Here is a 16,624-nt window from a genome sequence, read left to right on the forward strand (position 1 = left end):
GCGGCGGTCTCCTCGCGGTGTCCGGGGGGTGTGACGACCGTCCCATCCCAACATGCCGGACCGGCTGGGGAAACCATCGCGCAGCGCAAGTTTCCCCGGGCCTTCGCGGGGGGAAAGTTTCGCCGGCCGCCCGCCTCCCGGCGGCCGGCGAAACGACTCAGCTGGCCAGCGCGAACCGCTCGGCGTGCACCTGGCGGCGGGGGACACCGAGGGTGCGCAGGCTGGCCAGCACCGCGTCGGTCATGGCGTTCGGGCCGCAGACGTACACGTCGCGGTCGGTGATGTCGGGGACCAGGGCGCGCAGCCCGTCCGGGCTCAGTGGCTGGTTGCCCGGCCCGGTGCGGCCGGTGAGCAGGTGCAGCCGGGCGCCCCGGTGGGCGGCGATCGCCTGCATCTCGGCCAGCAGCACCGCGTCGGCCTCGGTGTGCACCCGGTACAGCACCACGATGTCACCGGTCAGCGCCGGGTCGTCGAGCAGCGCCCGGATCGGGGTGACGCCGATGCCGCCCGCGATGAGCAGCGTGGTCTCGCGGGTGCGCTGCAGCGCCGTGAACGCGCCGTACGGGCCCTCGGCGAAGACCCGGGTGCCGACCGGGACGTTACGCAGCCCGGCGCTGCCGGTGCCGACGGCCTTGGCGGTCAGCCGCAGCGAGCGCCCGTCGGGGGCGGCGGACAGCGAGAACGGGTTCACCTGCCACCACGAGCGGAAGCCGGGGAAGCGCCAGATCATGAACTGTCCGGCCAGGGCGGGCATCTCGTCGAGGCGGCGGCCCGTCACGTGGACAGAGACGGTGTTGTCCGATTCGGGGACGACCGCGGCGACGCGCAGCTGGTGCCGGTGGTTGCGCCACAGCGGCATGATCACCCGGCCGGTGAGGAAGGTGCCGACCGCGAACAGCCACAGCGCCCACCAGTACGCCGTCGCGAGCGCCGAGACGCGGAACGTCGTGCCCTCCAGGAACTGGTGCGTCAGCGCGAGGGCGAGCGCGAAGTACAGCACGAGGTGGATGGCGTGCCAGGTCTCGTACTGCACGCGGCGCCGGGCGGCCCGGATCGACGCGGCGACCGCGATCACGATGCAGAGCAGGGCGAGCATGCCGATCAGCGACGCCGGGACCCCGGCCAGGGCGCCGAAGGTCTTGAACGGCGAGACCTTGTCGAGCACGGAGAAGCCCGCCACGATCAGCATCGCGTGGGTGACCAGCAACCAGAAGAGCGTGAAGCCGACCCAGCGGTGCCACGAGGTGAGCCGGTCCATGCCGATGCGCCGGTCCAGCCACGGCATCCGGGCCACGAGGATCAGCTGCAGGAAGATCAGCAGGGCGGCGTGCAGGCCGACGAACTTGCCCGCGGCCAGCACCCCGTTCTTAGACGGCGGGGCGGCGAAGAACATCACCCACACGATCAGCACGTTGACCGCGAGGGCGGCCCACAGGACCGTACGGGCCAGTGTGGCTGCGGGCAGGGAGGAGGTGCGGGTCGGTTGGGTGACCGTCATGTCTGACTCCGGCGCTCGTGGTCGTCCCCAGTGTGTACACCACCGGTGGCCCGGCGGTTCGACACACAGGCTAGGAGCAGTGGGTAGCCGGGGGGCAGGTATGTAGGGTTTCCGTCCCTCGTCGTGGGGACAGTCGGATATTCCCGGCGGGTGGATGTGGCGGTGATCATCTCGGGCGCCCGCGCGAAGGGAGCCCGGCCGCGGCATTGACCGATGTCGAACAGGCGGGCAGTGTTGGTCCGGTCACCTTCTGTCCGTACTGTGTGGAGGGTCCGATGAAGGTCGCCGTGGACACCAGTCTGTGCATCGGGTCGGGGATGTGCGCGCTGACCGCCCCGGCCGTGTTCGACCAGGATCCGGACGAGGCGGTCGTGGTGCTGCGCGACCCGGCGCCGCCCGTGGAGCAGCAGGAGGCCGTGCGGCACGCGGTGCTGCGCTGCCCCGCCGCGGTGATCTCGGTGACCGAGGACTGACCGGGCTCCGCCGCGAATGGGCGGGCATGAATCGATGAACTCCGATAGGTTCGGCGGTGACCCTCTCGACCTGTCGGACCGCGATCCGGTCCGCCGACGGAAGGACCTGGCACCGTGCGACGAGCGCTCGTGGCCCTGATCGCCACAGCCGCCACCCTCGCGGGGACCGCCCTGCCCGCCCTGGCCGCCCCCGCGCCGGGAGCGGCCGGCCTCGGAGACGAGTACTTCCCGGACTACGGCAACTCCGGGTACGACGTCTCCCACTACGACATCCGGCTGCGCTACCACCCGGACACGGACACGCTGACCGGCACCACCACCATCCTCGCCACCGCCACCCAGGACCTGAGCAGCTTCGACCTCGACTTCGTCCTCGACGTCACGAGCGTGCGGGTGAACAACCGGGTCGCCACGGCCACCCGCGCCGGCGACCACGAGCTGGTCGTCACCCCGCCGCGCGCCCTCGCCGCCGGGCAGCCGATGACCGTCGTCGTGCAGTACTCCGGGGTGCCCTCCAGCAAGCGGGCCGCCGGGTTCACCGCGTGGACCCGCACCCCCGACGGTGGCCTGGCCGTCGGCGAGCCGGAGATGGCCTGGTGGTGGTTCCCCGCCAACGACCACCCCGCCGACAAGGCCACCTTCGACGTCTCCGTCGCCGTCCCGGACGGGACCGAGGTGATCAGCAACGGCGTGCAGCCGCGCCCGCCGTCGCCCGAGATCACCGGCTGGACCAGGTGGAACTGGCGTTCGGTCAAGCCGATGGCCACGTACCTGGCGTTCCTCGCCATCGGCCAGTACGACCTGCGCACCGACACCGCCCCGAACGGCCAGCCGGTGCTCACCGCGTACTCCCAGCTGCTGGCGCCGGACTACGCCGACGCCGCCCGGGCCAGCGTCGAGCGCACCGCCGAGGTCATCGACTGGGAGAGCGGCGTGTTCGGGCCGTACCCGTTCGAGGCGCAGGGCGGGGTCGTCGCGCCGCCCGGCTCGATCAGCTTCGCGCTGGAGAACCAGACCCGGCCGGTCTACTCGAGCAAGTTCTTCCGCAGCGGCTCGAACATGTACGTGGTCGTGCACGAGCTCGCCCACCAGTGGTTCGGTGACTCCGTCTCGGTGGCCCAGTGGAAGCACATCTGGCTCAACGAGGGCTTCGCCAGCTACGCCGAGTGGCTCTGGTCGCAGGCGCAGGGCGAGGGCACCGCGCAGGAGATCTTCGACTACACGTACGCGCAGTACCCGGCGGACAGCCCGTTCTGGTCGGTCGAGCCGGGCGACCCGGGCGCCGCGGACGTCTTCGACGGTGCCGTGTACGACCGGGGCGCCATGACGCTGCACCAGCTGCGCCTGGCCGTCGGCGACGACGCCTTCTTCGACATCGTGCGGACGTGGACGACCACCCACCGGTACGGCAACGGCACCACGGACGAGTTCGTGGCGCTGGCCGAGCGGATCTCCGGCAAGCAGCTCGACGCGCTGTTCCAGACGTGGCTGTTCACTCCGGGCAAGCCGGACGTGGCCACGGCCCCGGCGGCAGCGGCGGCCCCGGCACGCGCCGCCGCCCCGCACCAGCCCAGGTCGTGGGCGAGAATCCAGCAGGCCCACGCTCTGCTGGCCGGTCACTGACCTGTCGGCGCCGCCGGGCCGTTGACCGGCCCGGCGGCGCCTCCGATCGACCGGGGCCCGGTCTCAGACGGCGGCGGTGATCTCGGCGGGGCCGAAGTCGGGCTCCGCCACGGGCTTGCCGAAGTGGTATCCCTGGGCCAGCCGGTAGCCGAGCCGGTGCAGCTCGGCGGCCTGCTCGGCGGTCTCCACACCCTCGGCCACGGCGGTCAGGCCCAGGCCGGTGCTGACGTTGATCAGGGCGGTCGCGATGACCGCGTGGCGCCCCGCCATGGTGATGTTGTCGACGAACGACTTGTCGACCTTCAGCACGTCCACCGGGACGGTCTGCAGCAGGCCGAGCGACGAGTGGCCGGTGCCGAAGTCGTCGAGCGCGACCAGCACCCCCAGCGCGTGCAGCTCGTGCAGCGTCTCCTGGGCCCGGCCGCCCTCGAACACCGCCGTCTCTGTCACCTCGATGACCAGGCAGGACGGCGGCAGCCCGCTGTCGGCCAGCGCGGCCGACACCAGATCGGCGAAGCCCGGCTCGGCCAGCTGGCGCGCCGACACGTTGACGTTCACCCGCGCCGGGGCGCGATCCCCGAGCCGGGCCCGCCAGTCCGCGGCCTGGGCGCAGGCGGTACGCAGGATCCACGCGCCCAGCTCCACGATCAGCCCGTTCTGCTCGGCCACCGGGATGAACTCGGCGGGCGAGACCCAGCCGCGCTCGGGGTGCACCCAGCGCACCAGCGCCTCGACCGAGACCAGCGATCCCGCGGGCAGGGCCACGATGGGCTGGTAGACGAGCTGGAACTGACCGGCGTCCAGCGCGGCCCGCAGCTCGGCGCCCAGTCGCGCCTGCTCGGTGGAATGCTGATCCAGCTCCGTGGTGTACCGGTGGAACGGCTTGCCCGCGCCCTTCGCCTCGTACATGGCCACGTCGGCGCGGCGCAGCACCTCCATCGGGCCGTCGGCACCCTCGGCGCCCGCGATCCCGATGCTGGCGCCGATCAGCAGATCCTGCTGCCCCGCGTGGACGGGGGCGTGGAAGGTGGCGGCGAGGCGGCGCACCACGGCGTTGCCCGCGCGGTCCGAGGCGTTCGGGATGAGCACGGCGAACTCGTCGCCGCCCATCCGGGCCACCATCGCGTCCGGGCGCAGCGCCCCGGTGATCCGCCCGGCGACGATCGCCAGCAGCTCGTCGCCGACGGCGTGGCCGAACCGGTCGTTGACGTCCTTGAAGCCGTTGAGGTCGAACAGGGCGACCTGCGGCGATCCGGTGGCGAACTCGGCGCGCAGCGCCTCCTCGAACCGGCGCCGGTTCGCCAGCCCGGTCAGCTCGTCGCGCATCGCCAGCTCCGCGAGCTGGTGGGACTGGCGCTGCACCTCGCCCACGAAACCGGACATGCGCAGCACGACGAGCAGGAACAGGGCCGCCGCGCAGATGGCGATGGCGATGCGGTCCAGGCTGTTGGAGGCGACGCTGGGCACCAGCAGCATCGCGGGCGCGATCAGGGAGCAGGCGGCGAGCAACAGGAGCCGGCGACGGCCCACGCTGCGAGCGCCGGCGACCGCGGTCTCGCCGCTGTCGCGCATCGACGGGTGCAGGGCCGCCGCGGCCCACAGCACGTACGCCATCAACCAGCCCGCGTCGAGGAAGCCGACCTGGTAGTCCGAGTTCAGCGTGATGACGGAGAAGCTGGTGTCGGCGGCGAACAGCGCCAGCGCGGCGCCGCTGAGCAGCCGGGAGCTGGTGGTCGCCTTCGCGCCGCCGAGGACCAGCCGGGCCAGCAGCGCCAGCAGCAGCCCGTCCAGGGCCGGGTAGGCGTCGCTGATCGTCTGCTCCAGCAGGCCGGCGGACGTCGCCGCCTCCCTGGCCAGCGGCTCCATCACGAAGACCCAGAACACCAGGCCCAGCCCGGTGCCCACGATGCCCGCGTCGATCAGCCCGGCCATGTCGCGCAGCGCCAGCCGCCGCTGACCGCCGCGGATCATCAGGAAGAGCCCGACGATCAACATCGGGTACGAGCACAGGTAGAACACGTCCGCGACCGACGGGTACGGCTCCTCGTGCAGCGCGAGCCGGTAGTAGTCGAAGATCACGTCGCCGACGACGCACGCCATCTGCCCGAGCGCGAACCAATACCAGATCTTCGCCCGCAGCGGCCGGTGCAGCCGGATCGAGACGAGGATCAGGACGGCCGACACGAAACCGAGCGAGTTGTACCCGATGCTGCGTCCCAGGCCCTGTGCGGGCAGCTGGAAGTAGCCGACGATGGCCAGCACACCCACCGCCAGCCACCAACGCCACAGGCTGCCGAAACGCACACCGTGCCATCGGCCCGGTCCGCCCGCAGTTGAGACTCCCTTGAGTAACTGTGGCGCAGGCCCGTTACGCCGGGACGGCCTGCTCCACCAGCGCAGCCGTGTCGATGCCTCGCGGCAGGGTGCCGAAGGCCAGCCCACCGTCCCCGGCCAGCCGACTCCTGCAGAATGCATCGGCCACCGCCGCTGGGGCGTGCCGCACCAGCAGCGACCCCTGCAACACCAGCGCCATGCGTTCCACCACCCGGCGCGCCTGGCCTTCCGGGTCCTCCCGCTCGGCCAGCATGTCCCGCAGCCCGGCGGCCGCCCCGTCGAGGCGCCGGTCGGCCCCGGCCGCGGCGTCGACCTCGGCGAAGTACGCGGCCAGGCTGTCCGGCTCCCGCCGCAGCGCCCGCAGCACGTCGAGCGCCTGCACGTTGCCGGACCCCTCCCAGATCGAGTTCAGCGGGGCGTCGCGGTAGAGCCTCGGCAGCCCGGAGTCCTCCACGTACCCGTTGCCGCCCAGGCACTCCAGGGCCTCGCCGACCACCGCCGGCTGCCGCTTGCACACCCAGTACTTGCCCACCGCGATGGCCAGCCGGCGGAACGCCTGCTCGGCGGCGTCGCCGCGGGCCGCCCTGTCCACGGCGCCGGCCAGCCGCATCGCCAGCACGGTCGCGGCCTGCGACTCCACCGCCAGGTCGGCCAGCACGTTGCGCATCAGCGCCTTGTCCGCCAGGAGCCCACCGAACGCGCTGCGGTGCCGCGCGTGGTGCACCGCCTGCACGAGCGCGGCCCGCATCCCGGACGCCGAGCCGGTCACGCAGTCCAGGCGGGTCATCGCGACCATCTCGATGATCGTGCGGATCCCGTGGCCCTCCTCGCCGACCAGCCACGCCACCGTGTCGTCGAACTCCGGCTCGCTGCTGGCGTTGCTGCGGTTGCCGAGCTTGTCCTTGAGCCGCTGGATGCGGAACGTGTTGCGGGTGCCGTCTGGCAGCACCCGCGGCACCAGGAAACAGGACAGCCCGCCCGGCGCCTGCGCCAGCACCAGGAACAGGTCGCACATGGGCGCGCTGGTGAACCACTTGTGCCCGCGCAGCCGGTAGCTGCCGTCACCGGCCGCCGCGGCGGTCGTGGTGTTGGCCCGTACGTCGGAGCCGCCCTGCTTCTCCGTCATGCCCATGCCCGCCAGCAGGCCACGCTTGCCCAGTGGCGCCCGCAGACCGGGTTCGTAGACGCGGCTGGTCAGCAGCGGCTCGTACGCGGCGGCCAGCTCGGGCGCGTTGCGCAGGGCGGGCACCACCGCGTACGTCATGGAGATCGGGCAGGAGTGGCCCGCCTCGGCCTGGCTCCACACGTACAGGCCGGCGGCGCGGGCGACGTGGGCGCCCGGTCGCTGGTCCGCCCACGGGGCGCCGGCCAGGCCCTCGGCGACCGCGACGTCCATCAGCCGGTGCCAGGACGGGTGGAAGTCGACCTCGTCGACGCGGTGGCCGTACCGGTCGTGGGTGAGCAGGCGCGGCTCGTACCGGTTCGCCTCGTCACCCCACCGCTGGGCCTCGGCGCCGCCCGCCAGCCGGCCGATCCGGTGCAGGTCGTCGGCGGCCCACCCGGCGCCCTCCCGGCTCGCGGCGGCCAGCAGCACGGGGTCGGCGGCGACGTCGTGATCCACCAGCGACGGCGGCTGGTTGAGGACCTCGTGGGTCGCGGTCACGGCGGGCACCGGCGGCGTCGTGGTGGTCATCGGCTCAATTTACGACCGGCTGTTGCGCGGCGACCATGACCCGAATGCTCGGCGGGGGTGACCATACCGCCCGGCGGCCGCCGCGCCGCGGGATGCCGGGGCGGGCCCCACCGGACACGATGATCGGCCTTCGGTCACTCGCTGGTCAGCCGTCGTGACCACCGCGTAGGGTCTGAGCAGGGCCGCGTCGAGGGGATTGTGGGGGAGCGGTTGGCCACGGTGACGCCCATGGCAGGGCGGCGCGGCGCGGCGGTCGCCGACCTGCTGGCCGAGTTCTCCGACGCGCAGCGGCTGGCCGCCGAGGCGGACCGGCCCGATCTCGCCGACCGGCTCGCCTGGGCGGCGCGGCGCCTGGGCGCCGACGACGTGACCGTCGCCGTGGTGGGCGAGTTCAAGCAGGGCAAGAGCACCCTGGTCAACGCGTTGCTGCGCACCGACATCTGCCCTGTCGACTCGGATGTCGTCACCGCCGTGCCGACCGTGCTGCGCTACGGCCGCCCACCCGCGGTGCACCTGCACGTGCCCGGCCCGGACGGGACGACCACCGAGGTGCCGGTGCCCTTCGACCAGTTGCGCCGCCACGTCACCGAGGGCGCGGGCGTCGACCCCGACTCCGCGCCGCCGCGCAGCGTCGAGGTCCGCCTGGACCGGCGGCTGCTCGGCGCGGGCCTCTCCTTCATCGACACCCCGGGCGTGGGTGGCCTCGACTCGGCGCAGGGCAACCTCACCCTGTCCACGCTGCCGCTGGCCGCCGCCGCCCTGTTCGTCACGGACGCCGCCCAGGAACTCACCGCCCCCGAGGTGGACTTCCTGCGCCGCGTCGGGGAACGCTGCCCCCGGGTCTTCTGCGTCGTCACCAAGACCGACCTGTACGCCGAGTGGCGCCGCATCGCCGAGATCGACGAGGGGCACCTGCGGCGCGCCGGGCTGGACGTACCCATCGTGGCGGTGTCGTCCTTCCTTCGCATGCGCGCCCAGGCCCGCGATAGCACCGCCCTGAACACCGAGTCCGGCTTCCCCCGCCTGGTGGAGATCCTGCGCCGCGACGTGCTCGGCGCCGCACGGGCGAACGCGCTGGCCACCGCCCGCACCGAACTGTCGTTCGTGGTGGGCCAGTTGCGCGAACGAGTGGCCGCCGAGCAGGCGGCGGCCGCCGCCCCGGCCGGGGCCGCCTCCCGGGTGGAGCAGCGCTATGCGGAACGCAGCCGGCGCAGCGCGTGGCTGTCCGGCGGCACCTGGCAGACCGTGCTCAGCGACGGCATCCAGGACCTGGCCGCCGACGTCGACCACGACCTGCGCGAGCGGCTGCGGCTCATGGTGCGCCGCGGCGAGGAACTGCTCGACGAGACCGATCCGCGCGACACCTGGCGCGACTTCCAGGCCTGGGCGGCGCGGGAGGCCACGGCCGCCGCCGTGGACAACCTGATGCTGCTGGTCGGGCGCACCGAGCAGCTGGCCCGCGACGTCGCCGAACGCTTCGACATCGAGTACGACAGCCTCGACGTCGACCTGCCCGCGCCGGAGCTGGCGCTGCGCAAGGTCGCCGACCTCGACGTCAGCTTCCAGAAGTCGGGCATCGCGCAGTTCCTCGGCGCGTTCACCGCGGCCCGTGTCACCTACGGCGGGTTCTACATGCTCGGCGCGCTCGGTGCCCTGTTCAACGTGGCGCTGGCCGCGCCGCTGGGGCTGCTGGCCGGGATGACCCTGGGGCGGCGGCTGATGAAGGCGGAACGGGAACGCCAGGCCCAGCAGCGGCGCCTGCAGGCGAAGGCGGAACTGCGCCGCTACGTCGACGACGTGACGTTCCACGTCGGACGCGACTCGCGCGAGGCGGTCCGCCGTACCCAGCGGTTCCTGCGTGACGAGTTCGCGGCCCGCGCCCGGGTGATCGAGCGTTCCGCCGCGGCGACCGCGGCGGCGGTGCGCCGCACCGCCGCCCTGCCCGACGACGAGCGGGCCCGCCGCGCCGACGCGCTCGCCGAGCAGCGCCGCCGCCTCGACCGGCTGGACCCCCCATGACCCTGCTGGATCAGGTACGCACGCTGCTCGACCGCGCGCAGGCGGAGCTGAACGACCCGGCGGCCCTGGCCCGCCTCGCCGACGCCCGCCGCCGCGTCGACGAGCCGCTGCGGGTAGCCATCGCCGGCAAGGTCAAGGCCGGCAAGTCGACGCTGCTCAACGCGCTGGTCGGGGAGGAACTGGCGCCGACCGACGCGGGGGAGTGCACCCGCATCGTCACCTGGTACGCCGACGGGCGCACCTACGAGGTGACCGCCCACCTCACCGACGGCACCGCCGAGCAGCGCCCGTTCCGGCGGGTCGACGGCGCCGTCCGCATCGACCTGGGCCGCCCCGCCGACCAGGTCGACCACCTGGAGGTACGGGTGCCCAGCGCCCGCCTGCGCAGGCACACCCTCATCGACACCCCCGGCATCGCGTCACTGTCGACGGACGTGTCGCTGCGCACCATGGCGTTCCTGGAAGCCGAGGGGGAGCGGGCCGCGCAGACCGACGCCGTGATCTACCTGCTGCGCCACATGCACGGCAGCGACGTACGGTTCCTCGAATCGTTCCACGGCGACGGGCTGTCCAGCGGCACCCCGGTCAACGCGGTCGGGGTGCTCTCCCGCGCCGACGAGATCGGCGGCTGCCGCCTCGACGCGATGACGGCCGCCGCCCGGGTCGCCGACCGGTACGCCCACGACGAGCGGCTGCGCCGCCTGTGCCCGGTCGTGGTGCCGGTGGCGGGGCTGCTCGGCGCGGCCGGCGCCACGCTGCGGGAGGAGGAGTACCGGATCCTCGCGGCGGTCGCCGAGGAACCGATGGACGAGGTCGTCGAGCTGCTGCTGACCGCGGACCGGTTCGCCGCCTCCGGGTCCGCCCGCGCGGCGGTGCTGGCCCGGCTCGGCCTGTTCGGGGTCCGGCTGTCGGTGCGGCTGATCCGCGAGGGCGCCGTGCACGACTCCGCCGACCTGGCCCGCGCCCTGACCGAGCACAGCGGCATCGACCGGCTGCGGGAGGTGTTCGCGGCGCAGTTCGTGGGCCGCAGCGAGGTGCTCAAGGCCCGTTCCGCGCTGGCGGTGCTCGACGAGTGCCTCACCGGCCGGCACGCCGACGGGCTGGCCGCCGACGCGGAGCGGATCCGGGCCAGCGCGCACGAGTTCGTCGAGCTGCGGCTGCTGCACCTGCTGCGCTCGGGCCGGCTGCCCGGTTCCGCGGAGCAGCTGGCCGAGATGGACCTGCTGCTCGGCGGGGCGGGCGGTGCGCCGTACCAGCGGCTCGGCCTGCCCGCGGACGCCCCGCCGGAGCGGATCACGGCCGCGGCCACCGCGGCCCTGGCCCGCTGGCAGGGCGTGGCGGAACACCCGTTCTCGTCGCGCGAGATGCGCACGGCGGCGCGGGCCACGGCCCGCAGTTGCGAGGGCATCCTCGCGCAGGGCTGACCCTGAGGTCAGGACCAGCAGGGATGGCCCTCGCGGGCGCTCGCCGGGGTCAGCGTCTGCTCCTGCGAGCCGTCGGCCTTGATGACGGTGATCCGGGGCCGGTTCAGCTCGCCGCGGGTGAACGCCAGCCAGCTGCCGTCCGGCGCCCAGGTGGGGTCCATCTCGCGGGCGGGGTCGTTGGTGAGCTGATGCGCGTCAGTGCCATCCGCGTCGACCACCCAGATGTCGGACGCCCCCGGTCCGGTCTGCCGGGTGTACGCGATCTCGGTGCCGTCCGGTGTCCACGCCGGATCGACCGCGGGTCCGTCGTCGCCGGAGGTGACGGGCTGCCCCGGCTCCTGCGGATCGGCGACCGACAGCAGGTAGACCTGCCGCACACCGTCCACGTCCACCCAGTACGCGATCGACTTGCCGTCCGGCGACCAGGCCGGGTCGTCCTTGGCCGCCGACGAGGAGGTGAGCTGGCGCGGCTTGCTCTCACCGATGGTGATCACGAACATCTGCGGCACCTTGTCGACGAGCCGGATGAACGCGAGCTTCTTGTCGTCGGCCGACCACGAGGCCCGTCCGCCGGTGACGTTCCCGATGACCTTCTGCTGGTCGGAGCCGTCGGCGTTCATCACCCAGATCTCGTTGGTGTCGCCGAGGTTGCGGGTGATGGCGATCCGCTTGCGGTCGTGCGACCACTCGGGCAGCACGTCCGCGCCCGTGTCGACGATCTTCGTACGGGCGTCGGTGCCGGGAATGAGCTGGTAGACGCCGGACTTGCGGGTGGGCGGGCCGTCACCGCCGGTGTCCACGCGGATCAGCATGGCGTCGGTCGGGAACGGCTGCGCGGATGCCGCCGGTGGGTTCGGTGCGCTGTGGCCGGAGTCCTTGTCGCGGTTGAGCAGGAGGGCCCCGGCGGTACCGGCCGCCAGCAGTGCCACCACGATCGCCCCGGTCACCACCAGCAGCTTCGTCCGATTGCCGGACCGGCCGCCCGGCACCGTCTGCACCACCGTGCCCGGCGCCGCGAACGGGTTGTGTGCCGCATCCGGCGACCAGGCCGCGGTCGGACCGCTCGGATGCGCGGACAGCCCGCCCCGTCCGAACGCGCCACCGGCCGCGCCCGCCCCGCCGCCGCTTCCCGTGGCTGCCGTGGCGCCGCCGACTCCGGGCGTGGCCGCCGCTGCACCTCCCGGCGCGATCGGTGCCGCGCCGGGTGGCGGTGTCGCGGCCCGGCCGGTCCCGGGCGCCGGTGTCGTCTGGTCGCCGCCGGGGATCGCAGCCGTGCCCCGACGGAAGGCGACCGGTGCCGCCCCGCCGCCGTGCGCAGTGGCCGGGGCGGCCCCGGACGCAGCACCGGACTGGGCCGCCCCCGTATCACCGGGAACCGGTGTGACCAGGGTGGTCTCCTCCTCCTCGGCCCGACCGCGGACGGTGTCCACACCAGGCACGACCGGCGGCGTAGCGGCGACCGAGGGACCGGCGGACTGCGTCGTCCCGGTGGGCAGCGTCAGCGGCTCCACGAGCGTGTCGGCCGGCCCGCGTACCGGAACAGCCGGACCGCTGTCGGCGGGGCCGGATGCCGACCGGATCGGCGCGGACGCCCCGCGGGAGGAGGCGGTGGCGACGGCCGCGCCCATGGCGATGCTGTGCTCGGGGTGCGGGTCGGCGACCACCGGCCGTTCGAACGCGGTCGACAGCAGCTGCGCGACCAGCGGGATCCGCGACGAGCCACCGGCCAGCAGCACCGCGCTCAGGTCGGCGGGGGCGAGCTGCGCGGACCGCAACGCCCGGTGCATGGCCGCCACGGTGTCCTCCAGCGACGGCGCGATCATCGCCTCGAGTTCCGAGCGGTTGAGCCGGATCCGGGTGTGCAGGCCGGGCAGCGCCACCGGGATCATCACCTCGGTGTCGAAGGACAGCGCCTCCTTGGCCTCCACGCAGTCGCGGCGCAGCCGGGCCAGTGCGGTGACCACCTCGGGGTCGTTCGGGTCCAGTCCCTCCGCCTTGCTGCCGAGCACCTCGATCACGTGGCCGAAGACCGCCTCGTCGAAGTCCGCGCCGCCCAGCTGCTCGACGCCCTCGGGCTCGCCGAGCAGCACGAAGTCGTCGCCGTCGCGGCGCAGCACGGCCGCGTCGAAGGTGCCGCCGCCCAGGTCGTACACGGCGACGGCCTCGCCGGGGGCGATCTTGCGGGCCGTGGCGTGCTGCAGCGCGGCCGCCTCCGGCTCGGTACGCAGCAGCACCGCGCCCGCGTCGGCCAGCCGGATCGCCTGGTCGAGCTGCTCGCGCTTGTACGGCCCCCAGTTCGCGGGATGGGTGACGGTGACCGTCGTGGGCGGTGCGTCCTGCAGCTGGGTGACCGTGTCCAGGACGTGCCGCAGCAGCTTCGCGGTCAGCGCGTGCGCCGAGAACGGCGCGCCGCCCACCAGGATCGGCACGGGGTCGCCGATGCGCCGCTTGAACTCGCGGGCCAGCCGGCCGGGCTCGGCCAGCCCGCGCCGTTCGGCGGCGTCGCCGACGAGCAGCCCACCGTCGGGCTTCACGAACACCAGCGACGGGATCTCCGCGCGCCGCCCGCCCAGGCGCAGCACCTCCACCTGGCCGTCGACGCGTACCGCGGCCGCGGTCTGAGTGGTGCCGAGGTCGACACCCAATCCGTACTGCATCACCACGCCCAAGACCATAGAGGCCGGGCGCGACGTCGGGCACCGACAGGCGGACGGTTCGTGAGGGGGCTCATGAGGTGACTGTGCATTTCGGGGCGAGGGTGCGCCACTGGGTGCAGTAGGCCGCCGCGGCGGCGGGCGTGGCGAAGCCGTCCTGCAGCAGCACCCAGAAGCCGGCGCCCTCGTCGGCCAGTTGGTCGGAGGCGAGGCTGTCGACCAGGCGTACCGGCATGCCGGCGGCGGCGAGCCGGCCGCGTTCCGCCTCGGCGGCCGCGCGCCCGCCGTCGGCGCCGCGGTGCGGGAAGACGTCGACGAGCGCGAACGGCCGCCCCACGGCGACCGGGGTCACCGTGGGCGGCGCCGCGGCCTGGGTGGCGGTGCGGGCCCGGCCGGGCAGCGGCAGCCGTGCCCCGGAGACCGCGACCGCCGCGGTCGCCGCCACGGCCAGCACCAGGGCGGCGATGCCCGCGGCCAGCGACGTGACGCGCGGCGGGCGGCGCCCGGTGCCGGTCGCGGTGAACAGCGGCGGGCGCTGCGGGTCATGGGCGTCGGTGACGGACAACAGCACCGCGTACGGTTGGGCCGCCCCCATGATCGGCCGGGTCGGCCGGGCCCGGACGACAGCGGTGAGGGTGTCGCCCGGTTCGAGCAGCGCGGCGCCCGGCTCGGTGGTGACGTGCCCGGCGGGCGGGTCCAGTCTCGCCTCGAGGCGGATCGCGGCCGGACCGTCGCTGTCGTTGGCCAGCCGCAGGTCGAACGTGTGCGGCTCGCCGGTGCGCGCCACCAGCTCCCCGACCACCGGTACGGGCCGGGCCACGCTGAGCAGCCCGGTCGCGAACCCGGCCGGTGCGCCGTCGGCGGCGGCCTGCACCGTGAACGGCATGAGGCTGCCGCTGGGCGGCTGATCGGCGGGCGGGTGCAGGACGAGGTCGACGGTCACCGTGGCGCCCGACGCGACGGTCGCGGTGGCCGGTTCGACCGACGCCCACGCACCGACCCGGCCGCCGGTCACCGACACCCGCACGCCGACCTCGGGCCCGAACGCGTTGCGCAACCGCACCGGCACCCGCGTGGCGACACCGGGCGCGAGCGTCACCGGTTCGGCCGGCAGGATCACCTCCACGTCCATGATCATCTCACCCCGCGGCGGGTCGTCAGGGCAGGTCGTGGGCGTCGTCCAGCGGGCCGGTCACCCGGCCGCCCAGCAGCTGGGTCTGGCCGAGCGCCGGGCTGGTGCCCGGCGCCGGTGTCCCGGGCGCCGCGCCGGGCACGTCGCCCTCGGCGCCGGGCAGTTCGCTGGGGTGGTGCATCAACGGATTGTCGTGCGCGTCGAGCGGGTTGCTGCCGGAGTGGTACTCCAGGCCGTCGCTGAACCCGTCCGCGTCGGAGTCGGCGAGGCGCGGGTCGAGGCCGAGCACCCGCTCCAGGGCGTCGTCGAGCCCGTCGAGGTCCGTGTCGCTCTGGGCGGGCGCGAGACTGCCGTCGAGGTGGCCGTCGTGGTCGGTGTCGGGCGAGCGGGGGTCCAGCCCCTGCGCCAGCTCGAACGCGTCGTTGAGCTGGTCGCCGTCGGTGTCGGCCTTGCGGCCGTCGGTCCCGTACGTGACGAGTTCCTGCGCGTCGGTGAGGTTGTCGGCGTCGGTGTCGGCGCGCAGCGGGTCGAGGCCGTAGCGGCGTTCGAGGGCGTCGCTGAGCCCGTCGTGGTCGGTGTCGGGGCCGCCCAGGTCGGGCAGCGGCGCGGGCTGTTCCGGCATCAGCGGCGGGACGCCCAGCTCCGGCGGCGTCGGCTCGGCCAGCGGGGTGGCGCTGCCGTCGGAGATGCCGGGCAGCACCGCGGCGTACTCGAATCTGTGGCCCGCGGTGCTCTCGCGCACCCCGGCGCGGCGGTTGGCGGCCTCCACGATCTTGCCGTCGCCCAGGCTGATGGCCACGTGCGCGCCCGGCGTGCGGCCGTCACCGGCCCGCGGCTCCCGGTCGAACGAGAACAGCAGGGCACCAGGGGTGTCCTTCGCCTTATCGACGGGAATCAGCAGACCTTTCTCCTTGAGATCAAGATATTGCGCGGTGGCGCCGTCCGGGATTCGCACACCCGCCTGATAAGCCGCCCATTGGGTGAATTCCGAGCAATCGAATACCGACGGATCCGGATCACTCAGCTTGACCTCGGCGCCGAACACGTAACGATCTCCGATTTGCGCCCTGGCCACTCGCAACAACGTTTCCAGCGCGGCATTGTCGCCCCCCGCCGGGCCCGCCGTGCCCGAAGGGCCTGCGATGTCGTGCACCGGTACGCCGGCCGGCCCGTCGCCCAGCGAGGCCGACACGTGGTCGCCGTAGCCCACCGTGCCGGTCCACACCCCGCGCCCCGCCCCGTCCCCGTACGCGATCGCGGCCGACTGCGCCTCGTCCTTGTGCCGCAGGTAGCGCGAGCCCAGACCGCCGTGCGTGACCGTCCAGGGTGAGATGTCGTGGCCGTGCCGGGACACCTCGAACGCCGCCTTCGCGTTGTCCTGCGGGTCGTACAGGTTGTACTTGGTCAGGAAGCTCGGATGCGCCCGGCCGTTGATCTGCCAGAGGCCTCGGGAGTCCTCGCCGTGCGGGTTGTGCGCGCGGCTGTTCCCACCGGACTCGGCGAGCGCGATCGCGGTCATGGTCGCCGCCTCGTCCGGCGAGAAGCCGGCGCGGCGGGCGAAACCATAGATCTGTTCCGCGGAGTACCTGGGCATGTCCTGAGCCTAGAACCCTCGATCCACACAGCAAAGCGCGTTCCATTCTGCCCTTTGCGAGCTGCGGAAACAGCGGCTAAGTCGGACCGGCGACAAAGCCCGAAAGAGCTATTGTTCTGATCGACTTCCTGAGAGCATCATGGTCGGACGGCCGAGGGGGGCTCGGGCCGCTCGCCAGGG

The 16,624-nt window shown here is 73.6% G+C and carries 10 protein-coding genes; 4 read left to right on the top strand and 6 right to left on the bottom strand.

The annotated features are described in order from the left end of the window. Positions 1-157 precede the first annotated feature (157 nt). Complete coding sequence (locus tag ACMCNN_RS12345; protein ID WP_412746325.1) at positions 158-1,498, bottom strand: ferric reductase-like transmembrane domain-containing protein; 1,341 nt, start codon at positions 1,496-1,498, stop codon at positions 158-160. A gap of 275 nt (positions 1,499-1,773) precedes the next feature. Between ACMCNN_RS12345 and ACMCNN_RS12350 the strand changes: the two genes are divergently transcribed. Together ACMCNN_RS12350 and ACMCNN_RS12355 are read left to right on the top strand one after the other, a co-directional pair. Next, complete coding sequence (locus ACMCNN_RS12350) at positions 1,774-1,971, top strand: ferredoxin (protein ID WP_412746326.1); 198 nt, start codon at positions 1,774-1,776, stop codon at positions 1,969-1,971. Between the two features lie 114 nt (positions 1,972-2,085). Further along, complete coding sequence (locus ACMCNN_RS12355; protein WP_412746327.1) at positions 2,086-3,594, top strand: M1 family metallopeptidase; 1,509 nt, start codon at positions 2,086-2,088, stop codon at positions 3,592-3,594. 63 nt (positions 3,595-3,657) lie between these two features. On the opposite strand, the gene ACMCNN_RS12360 is transcribed toward ACMCNN_RS12355, so the two are convergent. Together ACMCNN_RS12360 and ACMCNN_RS12365 are read right to left on the bottom strand one after the other, a co-directional pair. After that, positions 3,658-5,898 carry a putative bifunctional diguanylate cyclase/phosphodiesterase gene (locus tag ACMCNN_RS12360; protein WP_412746328.1) on the bottom strand — a complete coding sequence of 747 codons (2,241 nt, stop codon included), beginning with the start codon at positions 5,896-5,898 and terminating at the stop codon, positions 3,658-3,660. 64 nt (positions 5,899-5,962) lie between these two features. After that, positions 5,963-7,621 carry an acyl-CoA dehydrogenase family protein gene (locus tag ACMCNN_RS12365; protein ID WP_412746329.1) on the bottom strand — a complete coding sequence of 553 codons (1,659 nt, stop codon included), beginning with the start codon at positions 7,619-7,621 and terminating at the stop codon, positions 5,963-5,965. 228 nt (positions 7,622-7,849) lie between these two features. Between ACMCNN_RS12365 and ACMCNN_RS12370 the strand changes: the two genes are divergently transcribed. Both ACMCNN_RS12370 and ACMCNN_RS12375 read left to right on the top strand, forming a co-directional pair. Next, the gene (locus tag ACMCNN_RS12370) at positions 7,850-9,640 is read left to right on the top strand and encodes a dynamin family protein (RefSeq protein WP_412746330.1); all 1,791 of its coding nucleotides are present in this window, start codon (positions 7,850-7,852) and stop codon (positions 9,638-9,640) included. Next, positions 9,637-11,064, top strand: a complete 1,428-nt coding sequence (locus tag ACMCNN_RS12375) for a dynamin family protein (RefSeq protein ID WP_412746331.1) — start codon at positions 9,637-9,639, stop codon at positions 11,062-11,064. The genes ACMCNN_RS12370 and ACMCNN_RS12375 overlap by 4 nt, the downstream gene beginning before the upstream one ends. Positions 11,065-11,072: 8 nt before the next feature. Here the strand turns inward: ACMCNN_RS12375 and ACMCNN_RS12380 are convergent, their stop codons facing one another. The 3 genes from ACMCNN_RS12380 to ACMCNN_RS12390 form a co-directional block, all read right to left on the bottom strand. Next, complete coding sequence (locus tag ACMCNN_RS12380; protein WP_412747148.1) at positions 11,073-13,721, bottom strand: Hsp70 family protein; 2,649 nt, start codon at positions 13,719-13,721, stop codon at positions 11,073-11,075. A gap of 70 nt (positions 13,722-13,791) precedes the next feature. Next, complete coding sequence (locus tag ACMCNN_RS12385) at positions 13,792-14,850, bottom strand: hypothetical protein (protein WP_412746332.1); 1,059 nt, start codon at positions 14,848-14,850, stop codon at positions 13,792-13,794. A gap of 25 nt (positions 14,851-14,875) precedes the next feature. Beyond that, positions 14,876-16,444, bottom strand: a complete 1,569-nt coding sequence (locus tag ACMCNN_RS12390) for an NlpC/P60 family protein (RefSeq protein ID WP_412746333.1) — start codon at positions 16,442-16,444, stop codon at positions 14,876-14,878. Between the last annotated feature and the right edge of the window lie 180 nt (positions 16,445-16,624).

Origin of the sequence: Krasilnikovia sp. MM14-A1004, assembly GCF_047159485.1 — a bacterium.
In the GTDB taxonomy this organism is placed as follows: domain Bacteria; phylum Actinomycetota; class Actinomycetes; order Mycobacteriales; family Micromonosporaceae; genus Actinoplanes.

What these genes read in the sequence shown, in the direction of transcription:
- ACMCNN_RS12350 (WP_412746326.1), top strand. Translation starts at nt 1,774, where the DNA reads ATGAAGGTCGCCGTGGACACCAGTCTGTGCATCGGGTCGGGGATGTGC.
- ACMCNN_RS12390 (WP_412746333.1), bottom strand. Translation starts at nt 16,444, where the DNA reads ATGCCCAGGTACTCCGCGGAACAGATCTATGGTTTCGCCCGCCGCGCC.
- ACMCNN_RS12345 (WP_412746325.1), bottom strand. Translation starts at nt 1,498, where the DNA reads ATGACGGTCACCCAACCGACCCGCACCTCCTCCCTGCCCGCAGCCACA.
- ACMCNN_RS12370 (WP_412746330.1), top strand. Translation starts at nt 7,850, where the DNA reads ATGGCAGGGCGGCGCGGCGCGGCGGTCGCCGACCTGCTGGCCGAGTTC.
- ACMCNN_RS12375 (WP_412746331.1), top strand. Translation starts at nt 9,637, where the DNA reads ATGACCCTGCTGGATCAGGTACGCACGCTGCTCGACCGCGCGCAGGCG.
- ACMCNN_RS12380 (WP_412747148.1), bottom strand. Translation starts at nt 13,721, where the DNA reads ATGCAGTACGGATTGGGTGTCGACCTCGGCACCACTCAGACCGCGGCC.
- ACMCNN_RS12365 (WP_412746329.1), bottom strand. Translation starts at nt 7,621, where the DNA reads ATGACCACCACGACGCCGCCGGTGCCCGCCGTGACCGCGACCCACGAG.
- ACMCNN_RS12385 (WP_412746332.1), bottom strand. Translation starts at nt 14,850, where the DNA reads ATGGACGTGGAGGTGATCCTGCCGGCCGAACCGGTGACGCTCGCGCCC.